The 16,270-nt window shown below is 63.9% G+C and carries 20 protein-coding genes; 13 read left to right on the top strand and 7 right to left on the bottom strand.

Annotation, left to right across the window (positions count from 1 at the left end; genetic code table 11):
- Positions 1-120: 120 nt before the first annotated feature.
- Positions 121-372, bottom strand: a complete 252-nt coding sequence (locus H4V95_RS08800; protein ID WP_196866116.1) for a hypothetical protein — start codon at positions 370-372, stop codon at positions 121-123.
- Positions 373-568: 196 nt separating this feature from the next.
- On the opposite strand from H4V95_RS08800, the gene H4V95_RS08795 reads away from it, so the two are divergent.
- The 3 genes from H4V95_RS08795 to H4V95_RS08785 all read left to right on the top strand — a co-directional run bounded on the left by H4V95_RS08795 (position 569) and on the right by H4V95_RS08785 (position 2,663).
- Positions 569-1,111, top strand: coding sequence for a DUF421 domain-containing protein (locus tag H4V95_RS08795; RefSeq protein WP_196866117.1), 543 nt, complete (start codon positions 569-571; stop codon positions 1,109-1,111).
- A complete protein-coding gene (locus tag H4V95_RS08790) occupies positions 1,111-1,851 on the top strand; it encodes a hypothetical protein (RefSeq protein ID WP_245346041.1) in 741 nt (246 codons plus the stop codon). Before H4V95_RS08795 ends, H4V95_RS08790 begins: the two co-directional genes overlap by 1 nt.
- Before the next feature lie 107 nt (positions 1,852-1,958).
- Positions 1,959-2,663 carry an alpha/beta fold hydrolase gene (locus H4V95_RS08785; RefSeq protein ID WP_209729943.1) on the top strand — a complete coding sequence of 235 codons (705 nt, stop codon included), beginning with the start codon at positions 1,959-1,961 and terminating at the stop codon, positions 2,661-2,663.
- Between the two features lie 76 nt (positions 2,664-2,739).
- Here the strand turns inward: H4V95_RS08785 and H4V95_RS08780 are convergent, their stop codons facing one another.
- The 3 genes from H4V95_RS08780 to H4V95_RS08770 all read right to left on the bottom strand — a co-directional run bounded on the left by H4V95_RS08780 (position 2,740) and on the right by H4V95_RS08770 (position 4,330).
- Positions 2,740-3,501, bottom strand: a complete 762-nt coding sequence (locus H4V95_RS08780) for a methyltransferase domain-containing protein (protein WP_209729941.1) — start codon at positions 3,499-3,501, stop codon at positions 2,740-2,742.
- Positions 3,502-3,537: 36 nt separating this feature from the next.
- Positions 3,538-3,948, bottom strand: coding sequence for a VOC family protein (locus tag H4V95_RS08775; protein ID WP_209729939.1), 411 nt, complete (start codon positions 3,946-3,948; stop codon positions 3,538-3,540).
- Between the two features lie 109 nt (positions 3,949-4,057).
- Entirely contained in the window at positions 4,058-4,330 is a 273-nt protein-coding gene (locus H4V95_RS08770; RefSeq protein WP_209729937.1) for a DUF2277 domain-containing protein, read from the bottom strand.
- Positions 4,331-4,436: 106 nt separating this feature from the next.
- Between H4V95_RS08770 and H4V95_RS08765 the strand changes: the two genes are divergently transcribed.
- From H4V95_RS08765 to H4V95_RS08750, 4 genes are read left to right on the top strand one after another with little or no spacing between them, the layout of a single operon-like run.
- Positions 4,437-5,213, top strand: a complete 777-nt coding sequence (locus tag H4V95_RS08765; RefSeq protein ID WP_209729935.1) for an alpha/beta fold hydrolase — start codon at positions 4,437-4,439, stop codon at positions 5,211-5,213.
- 11 nt (positions 5,214-5,224) lie between these two features.
- Positions 5,225-5,641, top strand: a complete 417-nt coding sequence (locus H4V95_RS08760) for a DUF3054 domain-containing protein (RefSeq protein ID WP_209729933.1) — start codon at positions 5,225-5,227, stop codon at positions 5,639-5,641.
- 55 nt (positions 5,642-5,696) lie between these two features.
- Positions 5,697-5,978, top strand: coding sequence for an Lrp/AsnC family transcriptional regulator (locus tag H4V95_RS08755; protein ID WP_196866123.1), 282 nt, complete (start codon positions 5,697-5,699; stop codon positions 5,976-5,978).
- 2 nt (positions 5,979-5,980) lie between these two features.
- Entirely contained in the window at positions 5,981-6,706 is a 726-nt protein-coding gene (locus tag H4V95_RS08750; protein ID WP_209729931.1) for a copper homeostasis protein CutC, read from the top strand.
- Here the strand turns inward: H4V95_RS08750 and trpD are convergent.
- Positions 6,703-7,764, bottom strand: coding sequence for an anthranilate phosphoribosyltransferase (gene trpD / locus H4V95_RS08745; RefSeq protein ID WP_196866125.1), 1,062 nt, complete (start codon positions 7,762-7,764; stop codon positions 6,703-6,705). The two genes, H4V95_RS08750 and trpD, sit on opposite strands and share 4 nt — an antisense overlap.
- A 148-nt stretch (positions 7,765-7,912) precedes the next feature.
- Between trpD and H4V95_RS08740 the strand changes: the two genes are divergently transcribed.
- The 4 genes from H4V95_RS08740 to H4V95_RS08725 all read left to right on the top strand — a co-directional run bounded on the left by H4V95_RS08740 (position 7,913) and on the right by H4V95_RS08725 (position 12,228).
- Positions 7,913-8,551: a heme-copper oxidase subunit III gene (locus H4V95_RS08740; protein WP_196866126.1), complete on the top strand. Its 639-nt coding sequence runs from the start codon at positions 7,913-7,915 to the stop codon at positions 8,549-8,551.
- 87 nt (positions 8,552-8,638) lie between these two features.
- Positions 8,639-9,424, top strand: a complete 786-nt coding sequence (locus tag H4V95_RS08735; RefSeq protein ID WP_196866127.1) for a c-type cytochrome — start codon at positions 8,639-8,641, stop codon at positions 9,422-9,424.
- Between the two features lie 94 nt (positions 9,425-9,518).
- Positions 9,519-10,544, top strand: a complete 1,026-nt coding sequence (locus H4V95_RS08730; protein ID WP_209729929.1) for a ubiquinol-cytochrome c reductase iron-sulfur subunit — start codon at positions 9,519-9,521, stop codon at positions 10,542-10,544.
- A gap of 1 nt (position 10,545) precedes the next feature.
- Positions 10,546-12,228, top strand: coding sequence for a ubiquinol-cytochrome c reductase cytochrome b subunit (locus H4V95_RS08725; RefSeq protein WP_209729927.1), 1,683 nt, complete (start codon positions 10,546-10,548; stop codon positions 12,226-12,228).
- An 85-nt stretch (positions 12,229-12,313) separates the two neighbouring features.
- On the opposite strand, the gene H4V95_RS08720 is transcribed toward H4V95_RS08725, so the two are convergent.
- Positions 12,314-13,096, bottom strand: coding sequence for a GntR family transcriptional regulator (locus tag H4V95_RS08720; RefSeq protein ID WP_209731324.1), 783 nt, complete (start codon positions 13,094-13,096; stop codon positions 12,314-12,316).
- 153 nt (positions 13,097-13,249) lie between these two features.
- On the opposite strand from H4V95_RS08720, the gene H4V95_RS08715 reads away from it, so the two are divergent.
- A complete protein-coding gene (locus H4V95_RS08715; RefSeq protein WP_196866131.1) occupies positions 13,250-13,792 on the top strand; it encodes a PadR family transcriptional regulator in 543 nt (180 codons plus the stop codon).
- A 5-nt stretch (positions 13,793-13,797) separates the two neighbouring features.
- Entirely contained in the window at positions 13,798-15,513 is a 1,716-nt protein-coding gene (locus H4V95_RS08710; RefSeq protein ID WP_209729925.1) for an AarF/ABC1/UbiB kinase family protein, read from the top strand.
- Between the two features lie 353 nt (positions 15,514-15,866).
- Here the strand turns inward: H4V95_RS08710 and H4V95_RS08705 are convergent, their stop codons facing one another.
- Positions 15,867-16,268: a cytochrome c oxidase subunit 4 gene (locus tag H4V95_RS08705; RefSeq protein WP_196866133.1), complete on the bottom strand. Its 402-nt coding sequence runs from the start codon at positions 16,266-16,268 to the stop codon at positions 15,867-15,869.
- Positions 16,269-16,270: the final 2 nt, after the last annotated feature.

Below are 16,270 nucleotides of genomic sequence, written 5' to 3'. Positions count from 1 at the left end.
GGTATGCCAATTGAATACGCAGAGGTACCAGTACCGGATATTTCAGATCGGAGTCCGCAGCCCTTTTCGCACGACCGCGCTTCGTCCGGGCCACTCTTGCCGCGGCCAGCAGGTTGTTCTTCAGCGCCGTCGCCGGGGGCCGGCTAGCATCCATCCGACGACGCCACCGAGCACGGTGAGGCCGGGAACGAGATTCCACGACAACCCCTGCAGCTCCCGTATCAACCCGGGGCTGGCCTCCAGCACTGGTGTGATCAGCACGTATACGACGTATGCCACGACGAAGCCCAGGATCGCCCCGCTCAACGCCCCCAACAGTCTCCGACGCTTTCCACGCCTGTCCGGTGCCGGGGACGACGGTTGATCCTTCATGGTTCTCCTGAGGATTGCTTGTGGTTGCAAGTATCGCAGGCCGGGCATAACCCAGAAATGATGTCCATCTGTTGTGGTCGCAGACCTTCGACAGGTTCGGTCCCGCGTGATCGCGATGGTCGACGTCCTCAGGGTTGGCCGTGCCACCGGACTCCCCCAGGCCCGCCGAATGCAGCCGGTGTGAAAAGATTTCGGTATGTGGTTTGAATCGTGGGAACAAGTTGTCCGTGTGCTGATCATCGGATCGGTGTCCTATGCCGCCCTGGTCCTGGTGTTGCGGGCGTCGGGCAAACGCACGCTCGGCCAGCTCAACGCCTTCGATTTCATCGTCACGGTTGCCCTCGGATCCACCCTTGCGACAATCCTGCTCAGCGCCGATGTCACCTTCGCCCAGGGATTCACAGCCCTGGTGTTGCTGGCATCCCTCCAATTCATCGTCGCCTGGCTTTCGGCCCGGTGGCCACGGGTCCGGTCAGTGGTTACCGCGAAGCCGGTTGCCCTGGTCATTGATGGCCAGCTCCAGACCGGCCAGCTCCGACGGAACCGCCTGACCGAATCCGAGGTGCTGCAGGCAATCCGGAGCACCGGTACCGGCGCAATATCGGACATTGCCGCAGTGGTCCTCGAAACCAACGGCACCCTCAGCGTCATTCCCCACAGCGCCCTGGGCAACGGGTCAGCGCTGTCCGGGGTGGAGAACTGGCGCGACCATCCCCTGCCCACGAACGGCACCCCGTGATGGCTCCGGCGAGCGGCCCGGAATCCCAGGAGCAGCTGACCGACCGTCTACGCTCTGCTGAGGAATTCGCGCGCAGGCTCGACAAGCCGATGGGGATCCTCGGCATCATCTTCCTGTTCATCGTGCTGGGCCAGCTCCTGGCGGAAGACCTGGTCCTGGTCCTGGTCTTCGGCGTCGTCGGATGGGTCTTCTGGGCGATCTTCGTCGGCGAGTTCCTGTTGCGCGCATATATCGGTAGTTTCAGCCGCGCGTTCTGGCGGAAGAATTGGTGGCAGCTGATCTTTCTGCTGGTTCCTTTCCTCAGATTCTTTAGGGCCCTGCAGGCCTTCCGGTTGATCAGGGTCGCCCGGTTTGCCCGCTTCGGCGGCATCCTTTCGGCCGGCATCAGGGGGTCGCGCTCGGCCGGCAGACTGCTCTCCAGCAGAATTGGCTGGCTCGCGGCCGTGACCGCCGTCGTGATCCTCGCTTCCAGCCAGCTGCTCTACGCGACGGGATCCCACGAGTCCTACACCGATGCCCTCTTCGAAGCCTCAATGGCCACCATCACCGGATCTGGAATCACCCCCACCGACCACTTCGCCCGGATCCTCCAGGTGCTGCTCGCAATCTACTCGGTAGCAGTGTTCGCCACCCTCGCAGGGTCCCTGGGTGCCTTCTTCCTGAGGGACCAGTCGCCAGTGGCCGCCGATACCGACGCCACTCCCCCGGCTGACCGCTCTGGTGCGACCCTGGACCGCTGAACTGGCCCTGATGGTCGCTGGCAGGTTCCCTACCTCCCCAGGGAACGGCGGCTCAGGTCATGCCGGTTGCTTGCCGATAAGCGCCGGATCGGGCTAGGGTCCCGGGCATGGACATCATTCTGGTACCCGGATTCTGGCTGGATGCGTCATCGTGGGATGAGGTGACTCCCACGCTCGCGGCGGCCGGACACCACGTCCATCCCCTCACCCTGCCCGGTCTGGAGGCTAAGGACGCACCCCGGTCCGGGATAGGGCTCCGCCAGCACATTGACGCAGTGGTCACGGCGATCGACGACGTCGACGGGCCCGTGGTGCTGGTGGGTCACTCCGGCGGCGGAGCCATCATCTACGGCGCACTCGATCAGCGCCCCGACAGGGTGCTCCGGGCAATCTACGTTGACAGCGGCCCCTTGGGCGACGGCGGAAACATCAACGACGAGCTACCGTCCGACGGTGACGACATCCCGCTTCCCGCCTGGGAGGTATTCGAGGAGGATGACCTCATCGGCCTGGATGAAACGCTGCGAGCAGCCTTCATCGCCCGTGCCATCCCGCAGCCGAGGGGCGTCGCCATTGACCGGCAGGTATTGCACGACGAACGCCGTCTCGCCGTCCCGGCGACGGTAATCTGTTGCGAATTTACCTCGGAGCAACTCAAACGGTGGATGGCTGCCGGGGATCCGTTCTTCGCCGAGCTCACCCGAATCCAGGACGTCGACTACGTCGATCTACCCACCGGGCACTGGCCACAGTTCACCCGGCCTGCTGATCTTGGGGCGGCGCTACTCGCCGCCGTCGACCGGGCATCCTGAGCTGACCCAGCTGAACAGCCCGTTGATCAGCAGCGGACCAGTCCGGGCGATCGGAGTGTCCGCGGGGCCAGGGTAGTCACCGGGCGCGAGCCCTGACGGTCCAGGCGGTCGCATCAATCCCGAAGGGCGCGGCCGGAAGCAACCCGGCGCAGGCGTGCCGCAACTCATCACGGCCCCGGACATCCAGGCACCTGACATGGTCCCCCGCCGGGCCGACGCCGAGGGTGAAGGGTTCCCACCAGGCGGCGAATGAGCCGAATTCCACCCGCACTGACGCACTACCTTGCTCGATCTCCAGCAGACCAGCAGTGTCGAACAGGTCGGCAAGCTGCCCTTCGGCTGTGCCGGGCAGGAGTGCTTCGGTGAGTGCCCGGTCATCAATCGACTGGACCGCCTCCCAGAACGTGGCCAGTGGACCTTTTCCTCCGGCGTGATCCCACACGCATGCCGCCACGACACCACCGCTGCGGGTGACCCGTGACATTTCCCGCAGGCCAGCGACAGGGTCGGCAAGGAAGTGGATCACCAGTTGCGCGAGGGTCGCATCGAAAACGCTGTCGGCAAAGGGGAGGTGCTCCGCCGCGCCGCGACGGATGTCGACGCCCGGAAGCCGGTTCCGGGCAGCCGCCACGAACGGGGGCGAGGGGTCAACCGCCGCGACCCCACCGGCTCCCAGCAGGGACACCAGCCGGGCTGTCAGGGCACCCGGACCGCATCCCACGTCGAGTGCACGATGGCCGCTCCGGACCCCGGCCAAACGCAGGAATTCCCCTCCAAGTGGCCCCGAATACTGGCCCATGAACCGGTCATAGGCATCAGCGGCGACGTCGAAGCCCACGTGGATACCCCGCTTGTCCTGCCAGTCCGAATGCCGTCAGGAACCGCTAATGTTGACCAGCCAGTCGACCCCGTACTGGTCCTTGCACATACCGAAGCTGTCGCCCCAGGGCGCCCGCTCCAGCGGCACCGTGACGGTGCCTGAACCGGAGAGCTTTTCCCAGTAGCTGCGCAATTCCTCCTCATCCTCGCCGCTCAATGACACCGAAAAGGCGTCGCCCTCGGTATAGGGCATCCCGGTGGGAATATCGGCGCCCATCAGCACCAGGCCGGCATCCGTTTCGAGGTGCCCATGCATGATTTTTTCGGCGTCGGAAGGGTCCTCGCTCATCTGGTTCTCGCCGAACGTGCTCAGCGTGAGTTCGCCAGCGAAGACCGAGTGGTAGAAGGTCATTGCCTCCCGGGCGTTACCTGCGAAATTCAGGTAGGGATTCAATCGGGTGGTCATCACAAACTCCTGACAGTGCTGAAGGGGTGAAGGCTGGACGGCAGTCATCGATGGCAGGCCCACGACGAGCCTGCCCGACCCCGCAGTGGCGAGCCGGGGCCAGGAACTGCTAAGCGGTCGCGAATCGTTTAGCTGTTCGCGCGCGGTGCTTCTCAGCTTCACTTTCACGGTCCTTGGGAGGAGCCGTGGTGACCAGATCGTCGAGGAGGTGCGCCGTCACGTGGGCGATGCGTTCGACAGCGGTGTCAAACACCTCCTGGTTGACCTTCGAGGGACGGGCGGAACCGCTGACCTTGCGAACGTATTGCAGGGCGGCTGCGTGGATTTCCTCGTCGGTGGCAGACGGTTCGAAATTAGACAAAGGTCGGATATTTCTGCACATGTTCCATAGCGTAGGCCGACATGAGTGCGGGGGGAATAGCTGGTCGGGTTCATCTATTCGACGTACGAATGCCTACAGTTGAAGGACTCCCAAGTGAAGGATCCTGATGCATTTCGAACGACATGGCAGCGGCAAACCCCTCCTCCTGGTGCACGGTCTCGGTTCGAGCCTGCGCACCTGGGATCCGATCATGCCGGCGCTGACCGCCGAGCGCGACGTGATCGCCGTCGACCTGCCCGGATTCGGCCGCAGCTCACCCCTCGTAGGCCCGGCGACCGTCGGAACACTCACCGACGCGCTCGAACGGTTTATCGAGGCCGAAGGATTTCAGGGCATAGACCTGGTGGGAAGTTCGATGGGCGCACGGATGGTGCTTGAACTCGCCCGGCGCGGGCACCCGGGCACCACTGTTTCGCTGGACCCTGGTGGATTCTGGAGCGACCGCCAGCGGCTGGTGTTCGGGGTCAGTATCACCGCCTCGGTCGCCCTGGTGCGGGCCATCCAGCCGGCGCTGTCCTTCCTGACCAGGACTGCAGCCGGGCGGACCGCCCTCCTGGCGCAGTTTTCAGCCCACCCCTGGAAGCTCCACCCCCACCTGGTCCTGACCGAGTTGCGGGGCTACTCCGCCTCACCCAGCCTTGACGAAGCACTGCGGTCTCTCATCGAGGGACCACTCCAGCAGGGCGCAGCCCGCGGATCCCTTCCCGGCAGGGTGGTCATCGGGTGGGGCCGGCAGGACCGCGTTACTCCCGCCAGCCAGGCGGCCACCGCGCAGCGGCGCTTCCCGGACGCCTCGCTGCACTGGTTTGATGCGAGCGGACACTTCCCCCACTGGGACCAGCCCGCGCCGGCCGCGCGTCTGATCCTCGACAGCACCTCCTGAACATCCAGTCGATGACTCCCCCAACAGACCACTCGTCCTTTACCCGCAACGCAGCGCCACGCAGGCAGGCTGCGGGCTGGCTGCTGGCCGATCTGGGCCTGATCATCGCCTTTGCAGCAACCGGGCGCTCAACCCACGAGTCCGGGCTGGCGATCCTGGGCATCCTCAGCACCGCTGGGCCTTTCCTTGCTGCCTGCCTGCTCACCTGGGTTGTGCTGAGGGCCTGGCGGTCGCCTGCCGTGCCCTGGCCAACCGGTGTGCTCGTATGGCTTGGTACAGCGGTGGGAGGCCTCGCGATCCGTGCGCTGCTGGGCGGTGGGATGGCGGTGAGTTTCCTCGTGGTCGCCGTCGTGGTTCTGGGCGCGGTCCTGGTTCTCCCCCGCACTGTGGCGTCACTCGTCCTGCGGCAGCGTGGTACTTCGCGATAAGTTAGCTGCAAGCCTGTATCACCAGTCAGTTCCACCTCTGCCAGGGAGACACCCCATGATTACCGCTTTCGTCCTGATCCAGACCGACGCTTCCCGGATCCCCGAGTGTGCCCAGGAAATCTCCGAGATCGATGGCATCAGCGAGGTCTATTCGGTGACCGGGGAGTGGGACCTCATTGCCATTGCACGGGTCAGCAGGCACGAGGACCTGGCCGACGTCATCGCCGACCGCCTCTCCAAGGTTGAGGGGGTGGAGTCCACCACCACCCAGATCGCCTTCCGCTCCTATTCACAGCACGACCTCGATACTGCCTTCTCGTTGGGCTTCGAAGGCTGAGGATGCGGGTAGAGATCGCGGTGCAGGACCCCGCCGGCGCGGCGATAGCCGACCACGCTGGTGCGGCGCGCGCTGAACTCTGCGTGGGTCTGCCGCTGGGAGGGCTGACACCCTCCGTCGGGCTGGTCCGCCGGATCAGGGCCATGGTTCCGGCCCTGCCCCTGCACGTGCTGATTCGCCCCCGCCCTGGGGGATTCACCTACTCCCCCGCCGAGCTCGACGTGATGGCCGCGGACATCGATGCGGCTGCGTCCGAGGGTGCGGCGGGCGTCGTCGTCGGGGTCCTGACGGCCGGCGACGACGTCGACGCCGGGGCGCTGAGGATCCTGCGGCAGGCGGCTCCCGCCATCGAGTACACCTTCCACCAGGCGATCGACCACACCCCCTCGCCTGTCCACGCCCTTGAGGCGATCTCCGCGGCTGGGTTCACCAGGGTACTGACCTCCGGCGGCGCGGTTTCCGCGGCACAGGGCCTTGACACTCTCGGGTCGATGGTCGCCGCGCAGAGCGGCCTGACCATCCTCGCGGGCGGTGGCGTGGTCCTTGGCGACCTCCCGGCGCTGTCCGCCGTCGGGATCACCGAGGTCCACCTCTCGGCGAAGGCAACCCACCGTCCGCCCGGAGGCGGCATCTCCCTTGGAGTGTCGGATACGGAGGGCAACAGTTACCAGGTCACCGACCCGCTGCAGGTTGCCGAGGTAATCGGGCGGGCCAACCGACTGCCCTAGGCGCCGCCGGTCACCCGCACCCACTTGTCCAGCGCGGCCTGCGCGGCCCCCGAGTCGATCGAGGCTTCGGCACGCCGCATCGCGGCCGTAAGCCGATCGATCAGTGGCGCCGCATGCTGGGTATCGAACGCCACGAGCCCGGCCGCCGCATTAAGCACCACAGCGTCCCGTACCGGACCCCGCTCCCCCGCCAGCAGTGCACGCACCACTGAGGCGTTGCTTGCCCCGTCTGCGCCACGCAGTGCCTCCACCGGGGCTACCGGCAGCCCGAAGTCGGCGGGGTGGACAGTGTGCTCGGTGACCGTTCCGTTCCTGACCTCCCAGACAGTCGACGAGCCGCTGGTGGTGAGTTTGTCCCTGCCGTCGCTTCCCCTGAACACGAGGGCGCGAATCCCCCGCGCCGCGAGCACCCCGGCCATCAGCGGCGCCATCCGTTCACTGGCGCAGCCCATGGCCTGTGCATCGACGCCGGCCGGGTTACTGAGCGGCCCCAGGAAGTTGAAGGCTGTGGGAACCCCCAGTTCACGCCGCGGGACCGCTACGTGACGCATGGACGGGTGAAACACCTGGGCAAAACAGAACGTGATTCCGGCTTCCTCAGCCGAGCGGGCGACATCGTCGATGGAGAGGTCCAGCCGGACGCCCAGCGCCTCGATGACGTCAGCGGCACCGGCAGATGAGGACGCGCTGCGGTTGCCGTGCTTGACCACCTTCGCTCCCGCGCCTACCGCCACCAGGGAGGACATGGTGGAGATGTTGAGGGTATTCAGGCCATCCCCGCCGGTACCGACAATATCGAGGGTGGGGCCGGGTACCTCGATACGGTGTGCCCGCGAGAGCATTGCCTCCACCAGCCCGACCAGCTCGCCGACGGTTTCCCCCTTGCTCCGCAGGCCAACGAGGAAGCCCGCCACCTGGGCGTGGCTGGCCTCGCCCTCCATGATCTGATCCATGGCCCAGCGGGTCTGGTCAGAGGACAGATCGTCTCCCCGGATCAGGGCGGAGATCAGTACAGGCCAGGTCGGGGAAGCGCTGTCGGGGCTGGAAATCGTCGTCACACCTCAAGGTTATCTACGAATTGTAGAAAGTCATCTGTTCGCGACTTCCGCGCCGTTACTGGGATGGCGAGTCCCCAACGCCCATGGGGACGCGCCGGGAGGGCATCAGCATTGGTGAACTGGTGCTTTTTAGAGACATAATGGATCTGTGACATCTGCGACTCAAGCCCCCAGTACCACGGCGCATCACACGCTGAACCGCCCCAACATGGTTTCCGTCGGAACCGTCGTTTGGCTGTCCAGCGAGCTGATGTTTTTCGCCGGACTATTCGCCATGTACTTCACCCTGCGCTCCACTTCAAGTGAGCTATGGGCAATGGAGACCGAAAAGCTGAACGTTCCGTTCGCGCTGATCAATACGATTATTCTCGTCTTGAGTTCGGTGACCTGCCAGTTCGGAGTGTTCGCCGCCGAGCGGTTGCAGCCTCGCCGCACCGGGAGCGTGTTCTCCCCCGCGAAGTGGGGAATGATCGAGTGGTTCCTCCTGACCTTCATCCTGGGCTCCATCTTCGTCGCGGTGCAGGGCTACGAGTACGCGGTGCTGGTCTCTGAGGGCGTCTCGCTCTCGTCCAACGCCTACGGGTCGGCGTTTTATATCACCACCGGTTTCCACGGACTCCACGTCCTCGGCGGGCTGATCGCCTTCCTGTTCATCATCGGACGAGGGTTCGCAGCCAAACGATTTGGCCATTTTGAGGCCACCTCGGCAATTGTGGTGTCGTATTACTGGCACTTTGTCGACGTCGTCTGGATTGCTTTGTTCATCATTATCTATTTCCTGAAGTAACCCTTAGTTGAACCCTCTTCTACTACGTGTAGAATTTCATCAAGTGGTACTGGCAGTGATTGCACGACAGAAGGCAGGAACCAGCAAGTGAAGGCACTTTCGCAAAGGCGACGTCATCCCCTGGCAGCAGTAGCTTTGTTGCTGATCGGATTACTCCTCACGGGTGGCGTCTACGCCCTGGCGAGCAGTACCAACGAAGCCAAGGCACAGACCTTTTCAGCGGATCAGGTGGACGAGGGCGAGAAGCTTTTCATCGCCAACTGCGCCACCTGCCACGGGATGGGCGCAGTCGGTTCGGAGAACGGGCCATCCCTCGTTGGGGTGGGCGCAGCATCGGTCGACTTCCAGGTAGGCACCGGACGCATGCCGATGCAGATGCAGGGCCCGCAGGCACAGGTCAAGCCACCACAGTTCGGTGACGAGCAGACCATGCAGATGGCCGCCTATGTGGCATCCCTTGGCGCTGGCCCAGCCATCCCCGGGGAAGAAACCCTCGACACGTCCGACGCCGACCCCGCCAACGGCGGCGTGGTCTTCCGCGTCAACTGCGCCATGTGCCACAACGCTGCCGCCGCTGGCGGCGCCTTGACCCGGGGCAAGTACGCTCCCGCCCTCTCCGGCTCCACCGCCAAGCACACCTATGAGGCAATGGTCACCGGGCCGCAGAATATGCCGGTCTTCAGTGACGCGAACATCACCCCCGAGGACAAGCGCGACGTGATCGCGTTCCTCGAGACCATCGACGAGCAGGGCTCCCCCGGCGGAGCGGACCTCGGTTCGCTGGGACCGGTTTCCGAGGGCCTCTTTATCTGGGTAGCGGGACTCGGCGTCATCATCGCCTTTACCGTCTGGCTCACCGCGCGATCGTCCTAGACCGCGATGGCGCACTACAGGCAGCCCACGGGCAGCAACCACAAACTGAACAACAGACCACAAGCAGAGTTTTTCCAGAAGGATGCGAGGGATCATGGCCGATCATAGTCACGGCAGTCCAGAGAGTACTGGCGTCGTAGCTAGGCCCGGTCAGGGCGATGTGCAGAAGTTCCAGAACCCTGGACTGCCTCCGCACCGTCCCCGGCTGGCCGACAGGGATCCCCGCGCCGAAAAGCGAGCCGAGCGACAGGTAGCGATTCTCTTCCTGGTGTCTATCATCGGCACCATTCTGTTCTTCGTCGGATACTTTTTGATCCCACTCGACGAGACCATCGCCACCCTTCGCCTCCAGAACCTCACGCTGGGCCTCGGCACCGCCTTTGCGATGCTCGGCATCGGGGTCGGGATTGTTCACTGGGCCAAGACCCTGATGCCCGACCACGAAGTCTCCGAGGATCGCCACGAGATCCGCACCGAAGCTGATCGCGCCGATGCCGAGAAGATCATCAACGACATCGTCGAGGAAACGGGCATCAAGCGTCGCCCGCTAATCCGCAACACGCTGCTGGGTGCGATGCTCCTGGCGCCGCTCCCCGCCGTGTTCATCTTCCGCGATCTGGGTCCATTGCCCGGTGACGTGCTGCGGCAGACCTACTGGGATTCCGGAACCCGTCTGGCCCGGGATCCAAGTGGCACCCCGATCAAGGCCTCCGATGTGACCATCGGTTCGGCGTTTCACGTCATTCCTGAGGGACTGTCAAATTCCGACCACTACCTCGAGGAAAAGGCCAAGGCCGTTGTCTTGCTGATGCGGCTGAACCCAGAGTCGTTGAACCCCTCCCCGGGACGCGAGGACTGGGGCTACCAGGGCATCGTCGCCTATTCCAAGATTTGCACGCACGTGGGTTGCCCTGTTGCTCTGTACGAACAGCAGACCCACCACCTGCTCTGCCCGTGCCACCAGTCCACGTTCGACCTTACGCAGGAATGCAAGGTCATCTTTGGACCGGCCGTACGCCCGCTACCGCAGTTGCCCATCGCCGTTGATGACGAGGGCTACCTGATCGCTACCAGCGATTTTCAAGAACCAGTAGGACCAAGTTTCTGGGAGCGTGGCTGACATGAGCAGCACGACATCGCAAAGTACTTACCAACCCAAGACAAGCGTCGGTAAGATCACCAACTACGTTGACTCAAGGGTCGGCGGATCAGGGATCGTCAAGGAGTTCGGCCGGAAGATCTTCCCGGACCACTGGACTTTTATGTTCGGTGAGGTAGCGCTGTACTCCTTCGTGATCCTGCTCCTCTCGGGCACCTTCCTGACCTTCTTCTTCGATCCGTCGATGGCCGAGACCCACTACGAGGGCAGCTACATTCCGCTCCGCGGGGTAGAAATGTCCGAGGCGTACGCCACCGCCCTGAACATCTCCTTCGATGTCCGCGGCGGACTGTTCATGCGCCAGGTCCACCACTGGTCGGCCCTGCTCTTCGTAGCTGCCGTGTCAGTGCATATGCTCCGCGTCTTCTTCACCGGCGCGTTCCGCCGCCCGCGCGAGCTGAACTGGGTGGTGGGCTGCGTCCTGCTCATCCTGGCCATGGCTGCGGGCTTCACCGGCTACTCACTCCCCGATGACCTGCTGTCCGGTAACGGCCTTCGCATCATCGACGGCGTCATCAAGGCAATCCCGGTCGTTGGTACGTACATCAGCTTCTTCCTCTTCGGTGGAGAGTTCCCCGGCACGGTGGTCATCCCGAGACTGTACGTGCTGCACATACTCCTGATCCCTGCGATCATCCTGCTGATGATCGTGATCCACCTCTTCATGGTGGTGACCCACAAGCACACCCAGTTCCCCGGCCCAGGCCGGACGAACGACAACGTGGTCGGCTTCCCCGTCGGCCCCGTTTACGCAGCAAAAGCCGGCGGATTCTTCTTCATCGTGTTCGGCATCATCGCAGCGATCTCGGCGGCGTTCACGATCAACCCGATCTGGAACTACGGCCCGTACGACCCCTCCCCGGTGTCGGCCGGTACTCAACCCGACTGGTACATCGGCTGGGTGGACGGCGCGCTGCGTCTCATGCCGGGCTGGATTGCCGGCATTCCACTGGAGTGGGACATCCCGATGCCGTGGGGTGTCAACACCCTGTCGCTGAATGTTCTCATCCCAGCGCTCGTTCCTGCAGGAATTGTCTTCACCCTCATGTTCGCGTGGCCATGGATCGAGTCCTGGCTGACGAAGGACAAGCGGGAGCACCACCTGCTCGACCGTCCGCGGAACGCACCGTTCCGCACCGCGGTCGGCGTGTCCGGCGTCGTGTTCTACTGCGTCATGTGGGCGGCAGCCAGCTCGGACCTCATCGCCACCCACTTCTTCGTGTCCCTGAATGATGTGACCTACTGGTTGCGGGTGCTGTTTTTCGTAGGCCCGATCATCGGCTTCATGGTTGCGCAGCGTATTGCACTGGCCCTCCAGCGCAAGGATCGCGAGATTGCACTGCACGGCCGGGAAACCGGTCGGATTGTGAGACTCCCCCACGGCGAGTTTATCGAGGTCCACGAACCACTCGATGAATACAAGCGCTACAACCTGGTCAACTACGAGTCCCACGCTGTGCTTCCTGCCGAAGCCGACGTCAACGGTCACGTTACCCGGACCGAAAAGGCACGGGGCCGGTTGTCCCGCTTCTTCTTCGAGGACAGGGTTGCGCCAGTAACCCCGGCCGAACTTGAGGCATCCCACTCGCACGGACACCACGATGCGATTGCCGAGCAGCACGACAAGGCAGCCGTCTCGCAGTAACACCACGACGAAAGGGCCCGATCCAGCACGAGCTGGATCGGGCCCTTTCTCTTGTCCGCGCGCAGATGCGGTCTGCAGGGCTGTTCTAGGGGCTATTGAGGCGCTTCGCTGTATAGGCGCGGGGCGACCGCACACCGGGGCGCTGCAGCGGCACCCACAGCTTGTAGCGGTCCGCGCGGTAGTACGACACCGAGTAGTCGATCATAGACCGGGCCACATACGCGTGACGCTGGATTTTCAGGAGCGGAGCACCCAGGTCGACGTTGAGCAGACGCGCAATTGACGCTGAGGCCGCCGTTGCCTCGATAGTGTCCTCTCCCCACTCCATCACCAACCCGAACCGTTCGCTCAACACGTTGTACAGCGAGGTGGGCGCCGGCTCGTCGAGGATCCCCGGCACCCGGTGCGCGGGGATGAAGTTCTCGTCGACGCTCATCGGCTCGCCGTCGGCAAGAAGCTGGCGACGGAACCGCACGACGGGGTGCCCCTGTTCCAGTTGCAGTTCCCTGGCGATCAGCGGGGTAGCCCCGATTTGTTCGAAACTGAGGACCCGCGCATCAGGCACCATCCCCCGGCGGTGCATTTCCTCGCTGTAGGAGGTGAGCTTCATCTGTAGATCCAGCTTGGTGTGTGCCACGAAGGTTCCAAGACCGACAATCCGCTCCAGTACCTCTTCGGCGACCAGAGCGTCGATGGCGTGGCGCACCGTCATGCGTGCAACCCCAAAATGTTGGGTCAACTCACGCTCCGAGGGAATGGCGGTTCCCGGCTCTGCGTGAACCGCGATCAGCTCGCGCAGGATCTCCCGTAACTGCACATGTTTGGGGGCGGTCGAATCTGGGCGGAGCCCTTCCTCGAGTAACCGCAGTAGTGTGCTCGACACCGGTGGCGACCTTTCCTGCAACTGCGACAACTGGCTGCTCCCAGTCTAGAGGGGTCCCCTCAGCGTTGATTCCCCCGACCCCTGCGGTGTATCGTTGACTATCGTTATATATCGTTGAGCGCGACTGAGGAGAGCATCATGCGAAGTTCCTACCCGGCAAGTGGATTCGGCGGCAACAACATGGACGGCATGTGGCAGGCGGTCGAAGAGCTCCGGTCACGGTTTGAGAAGCGCTCGGGTACCCGCGCCGGACGCGGCGAGGTCCGTTCCGCCATTCTCGCCCTCCTGGCAGAGAGGCCCATGCATGGATACCAAATCATCCATGAGATCGAGGAACGCAGCGGAGGCAGTTGGAAGCCCAGTGCAGGTTCCGTCTACCCCACGCTCCAACTGCTGGCTGACGAGGGCTTTATCAGTGCTGAAGAGTCCAACGGCCGGAAGATTTTTTCGCTGACCGAGGCGGGACGTGAGGAAGTGGCGGGAGCAGGAGGCAGTAGCCCCTGGGGGCCAGCCGATCACTCCGGCGCTGCTGGCTTCGGCGCCCTGCCCAAGGCTGGCGTGGAACTGGCTCAGGCTGCCGCCCAGGTGAGTCGGACCGGGACACCGGCGCAGGTCCAGGAGGCAGCCAAGGTGCTCAACGACGCGCGCCGTCGGTTGTACTCAATCCTCGCCCAAGACTGACCGGCATGGGTTTGGACCGCCGGGGTATGGCGGATTCGCTCCCCGGCGTGAGTGCCACCCGTGCCCGATACCGTCGCATAGTGCGGTTCGCGGCGTGGCATCTCGCTGTGACCTGGTGGTTTGAGCTCATCCTCCCCCGCATCGGGCTGGGCCGGATCGCCGAGCGCACCAGGACACGACGCATGCTGCGTTTCGCCCGGCGCTTCAGGGTACTGGCGGTGGACCTTGGTGGACTGATGATCAAGGTGGGCCAGTTCCTGTCGTCGAGGCTTGATGTTCTGCCACCTGAGATCACCGCCGAGCTGGAAGGACTGCAGGACGAGGTACCGCCGGTCCCCTTCCCCGCAATTCGGGTCCTCGCCGAGGCGGAGTTGGGTGCGCCCCTAGAGAACGTGTTCGCGGCCATCGAGGAATCACCCATCGCGGCGGCATCGTTTGGGCAGGCACACCGCGCGCAGCTTCGGCCGATGGATGCCGCCGATACGGGGCTGGCTGACGTTGTCGTCAAGGTCCAGCGTCCCGGCATCGATGCGATCATTGATATCGACCTTGCTGCGCTGCGGAAAGTAGGCGGCTGGCTCAATCGCGTCCGCATTGTGTCCGACCGGGCTGACGTACCCGCCCTGGTGGAAGAGTTCGCCCAGATCAGCCTCATGGAGATCGACTACCTGCGGGAAGCTCAGAATCTGGAGCGGTTTGCGTCCGACTTTGCCAGCGACGACCGGGTGGGTGTGCCCGAGGTCGTCTGGGAACGCAGCACCCGCCGCATCCTGACGCTCGAAGATGTCACAGCGATCAAGATCACGGACGCGGCTGCCCTGATCGCCGCGGGAATCGATCCGGTGCAGGTCGCCCCTGTGTTCGCGTCGGTCATGTTCGATCAGATGTTCACCAACGGGTTCTTCCACGCCGATCCGCATCCCGGCAACATTTTTGTCACCGTTGACCGGGGGGATTCCGGGACAGCCCTGACCTGGAAACTCACCTTCATCGACTTCGGAATGATGGGTGAGGTACCACCCAGTACCCGTGATGGCCTGCGGAAACTCCTGATAGCCGCTGCTACCCGTGATGGGAAGGGGCTGGTCGCCGCGATCAAGGACGTGGGCGTGCTGGTCCCTTCGGCGGATACCGGTGAACTTGAGCGGGCGATGACCCACCTGTTTGCCCGGTTTGGCGGCATGGGATTCGCTGAACTCCGGGAGGTGGACCCCAAGGAGTTCCTCGATTTCGCCGTTGAGTTTGGCGATCTGGTCCGCTCGTTGCCTTTCCAGCTGCCCGAGAATTTCCTCCTGATTATCCGTGCCATGTCGCTGACGTCGGGGGTGGCCAGCTCGCTGGACCCCCGGTTCAACCTGTGGGATTCGGTTGAACCCTATGCCGCGCAGCTGTTGCGTGATGAGCGCGGCAACATTGCGCAGGACGTGGCCCAGCAGGCCTTCAAGGCAGCGTCGGTGACCCTGAGACTGCCACAACGCCTTGACGGACTCATCACCCGTGTGGAGGACGGCTCCCTGTCTGTTGCCAACCCCCGCCTGGAGCAGCGTCTGGCGCGCCTCGACCGGACGGCGCAACGTGCCGCCTCGGCCTTGATCTTCGGCGCGTTGCTGATCGCCGGCTCGCTAGTCCGTGCCGATGACACCGTCCTGGGAAACGTCCTGATGCTGGCGTCAGCTGTTCCCCTGCTCCACGGACTATGGGCCGGCCGCCGGGGTCTGTAACCCCGCGCTGTCCGCAGACCGCCAGGGTCAGGAACTGCGGCTTTCGATCCCCCGTTACCGCCTACCCGGCTCATGCGTTCGCCTGCATCCTGCAGCGGACAGAGCCTCCTCCCCGTGTGCTCCCCGCGGACAGGCCCCACTCCATGAGCCGGCTACTGACAAGCCGCCCTCCGTGAACCTGCCGCTGACAAGGTTCCGGTGGGACGGCCACCCTGCGGCAGGCACCCGGAGGGGTCAGCCTGATCGGGGACCCGCCAGCCCTCAGTGTGCCACTGCCCTTCGACCCAAGAACCCGCAGTTAACGACGGCGGGCCCCCACCCGGAGGTGAGGGCCCAACAGTAGGACTTCTGATCTAGTGGGCGTGGTCCCCACGGCTGTACTCGAAGACCCAGCCAACCAGTGCGATGACTACCATGCCAAGGCTGATGTAAAGAATCCAAAATCCCGCGGCCAAGCCGAGGAAACCAGTCGCCGCCGACAGGCCGAGCACGAGGGGCCACCAGCTCCAGGGACTGAAATGACCCTGTTCACCCGACCCTTCATGGATCTCGGCGTCAAGCCTGTCCTCGGGCCGCATCCCGATCCGGCGCCCGGTGAACCCCAGGTAGAACCCGATCATGCCCGCCAGGCCGCCGACCAGCAGGATGCCGAGGAACCCGACATATTCGGTCCACCCGGTGAGGTAGCCGTAGACCACTCCGACGAGTACGAAGAAAGGTGCTCCCCAGAAGAAGAGTCCGGTCTCAACCTTCATGT

It is taken from the genome of Arthrobacter sp. CAN_C5, from assembly GCF_017875735.1.
Taxonomy (GTDB): domain Bacteria; phylum Actinomycetota; class Actinomycetes; order Actinomycetales; family Micrococcaceae; genus Arthrobacter_D.
This window is presented reverse-complemented; position numbering and strand designations above follow the sequence as displayed.

What these genes read in the sequence shown, in the direction of transcription:
- H4V95_RS08800 (WP_196866116.1), bottom strand. Translation starts at nt 372, where the DNA reads ATGAAGGATCAACCGTCGTCCCCGGCACCGGACAGGCGTGGAAAGCGT.
- H4V95_RS08795 (WP_196866117.1), top strand. Translation starts at nt 569, where the DNA reads ATGTGGTTTGAATCGTGGGAACAAGTTGTCCGTGTGCTGATCATCGGA.
- H4V95_RS08790 (WP_245346041.1), top strand. Translation starts at nt 1,111, where the DNA reads ATGGCTCCGGCGAGCGGCCCGGAATCCCAGGAGCAGCTGACCGACCGT.
- H4V95_RS08785 (WP_209729943.1), top strand. Translation starts at nt 1,959, where the DNA reads ATGGACATCATTCTGGTACCCGGATTCTGGCTGGATGCGTCATCGTGG.
- H4V95_RS08775 (WP_209729939.1), bottom strand. Translation starts at nt 3,948, where the DNA reads ATGACCACCCGATTGAATCCCTACCTGAATTTCGCAGGTAACGCCCGG.
- H4V95_RS08770 (WP_209729937.1), bottom strand. Translation starts at nt 4,330, where the DNA reads ATGTGCAGAAATATCCGACCTTTGTCTAATTTCGAACCGTCTGCCACC.
- H4V95_RS08765 (WP_209729935.1), top strand. Translation starts at nt 4,437, where the DNA reads ATGCATTTCGAACGACATGGCAGCGGCAAACCCCTCCTCCTGGTGCAC.
- H4V95_RS08760 (WP_209729933.1), top strand. Translation starts at nt 5,225, where the DNA reads ATGACTCCCCCAACAGACCACTCGTCCTTTACCCGCAACGCAGCGCCA.
- H4V95_RS08755 (WP_196866123.1), top strand. Translation starts at nt 5,697, where the DNA reads ATGATTACCGCTTTCGTCCTGATCCAGACCGACGCTTCCCGGATCCCC.
- H4V95_RS08750 (WP_209729931.1), top strand. Translation starts at nt 5,981, where the DNA reads ATGCGGGTAGAGATCGCGGTGCAGGACCCCGCCGGCGCGGCGATAGCC.
- H4V95_RS08730 (WP_209729929.1), top strand. Translation starts at nt 9,519, where the DNA reads ATGGCCGATCATAGTCACGGCAGTCCAGAGAGTACTGGCGTCGTAGCT.
- H4V95_RS08725 (WP_209729927.1), top strand. Translation starts at nt 10,546, where the DNA reads ATGAGCAGCACGACATCGCAAAGTACTTACCAACCCAAGACAAGCGTC.
- H4V95_RS08715 (WP_196866131.1), top strand. Translation starts at nt 13,250, where the DNA reads ATGCGAAGTTCCTACCCGGCAAGTGGATTCGGCGGCAACAACATGGAC.
- H4V95_RS08710 (WP_209729925.1), top strand. Translation starts at nt 13,798, where the DNA reads ATGGGTTTGGACCGCCGGGGTATGGCGGATTCGCTCCCCGGCGTGAGT.
- H4V95_RS08705 (WP_196866133.1), bottom strand. Translation starts at nt 16,268, where the DNA reads ATGAAGGTTGAGACCGGACTCTTCTTCTGGGGAGCACCTTTCTTCGTA.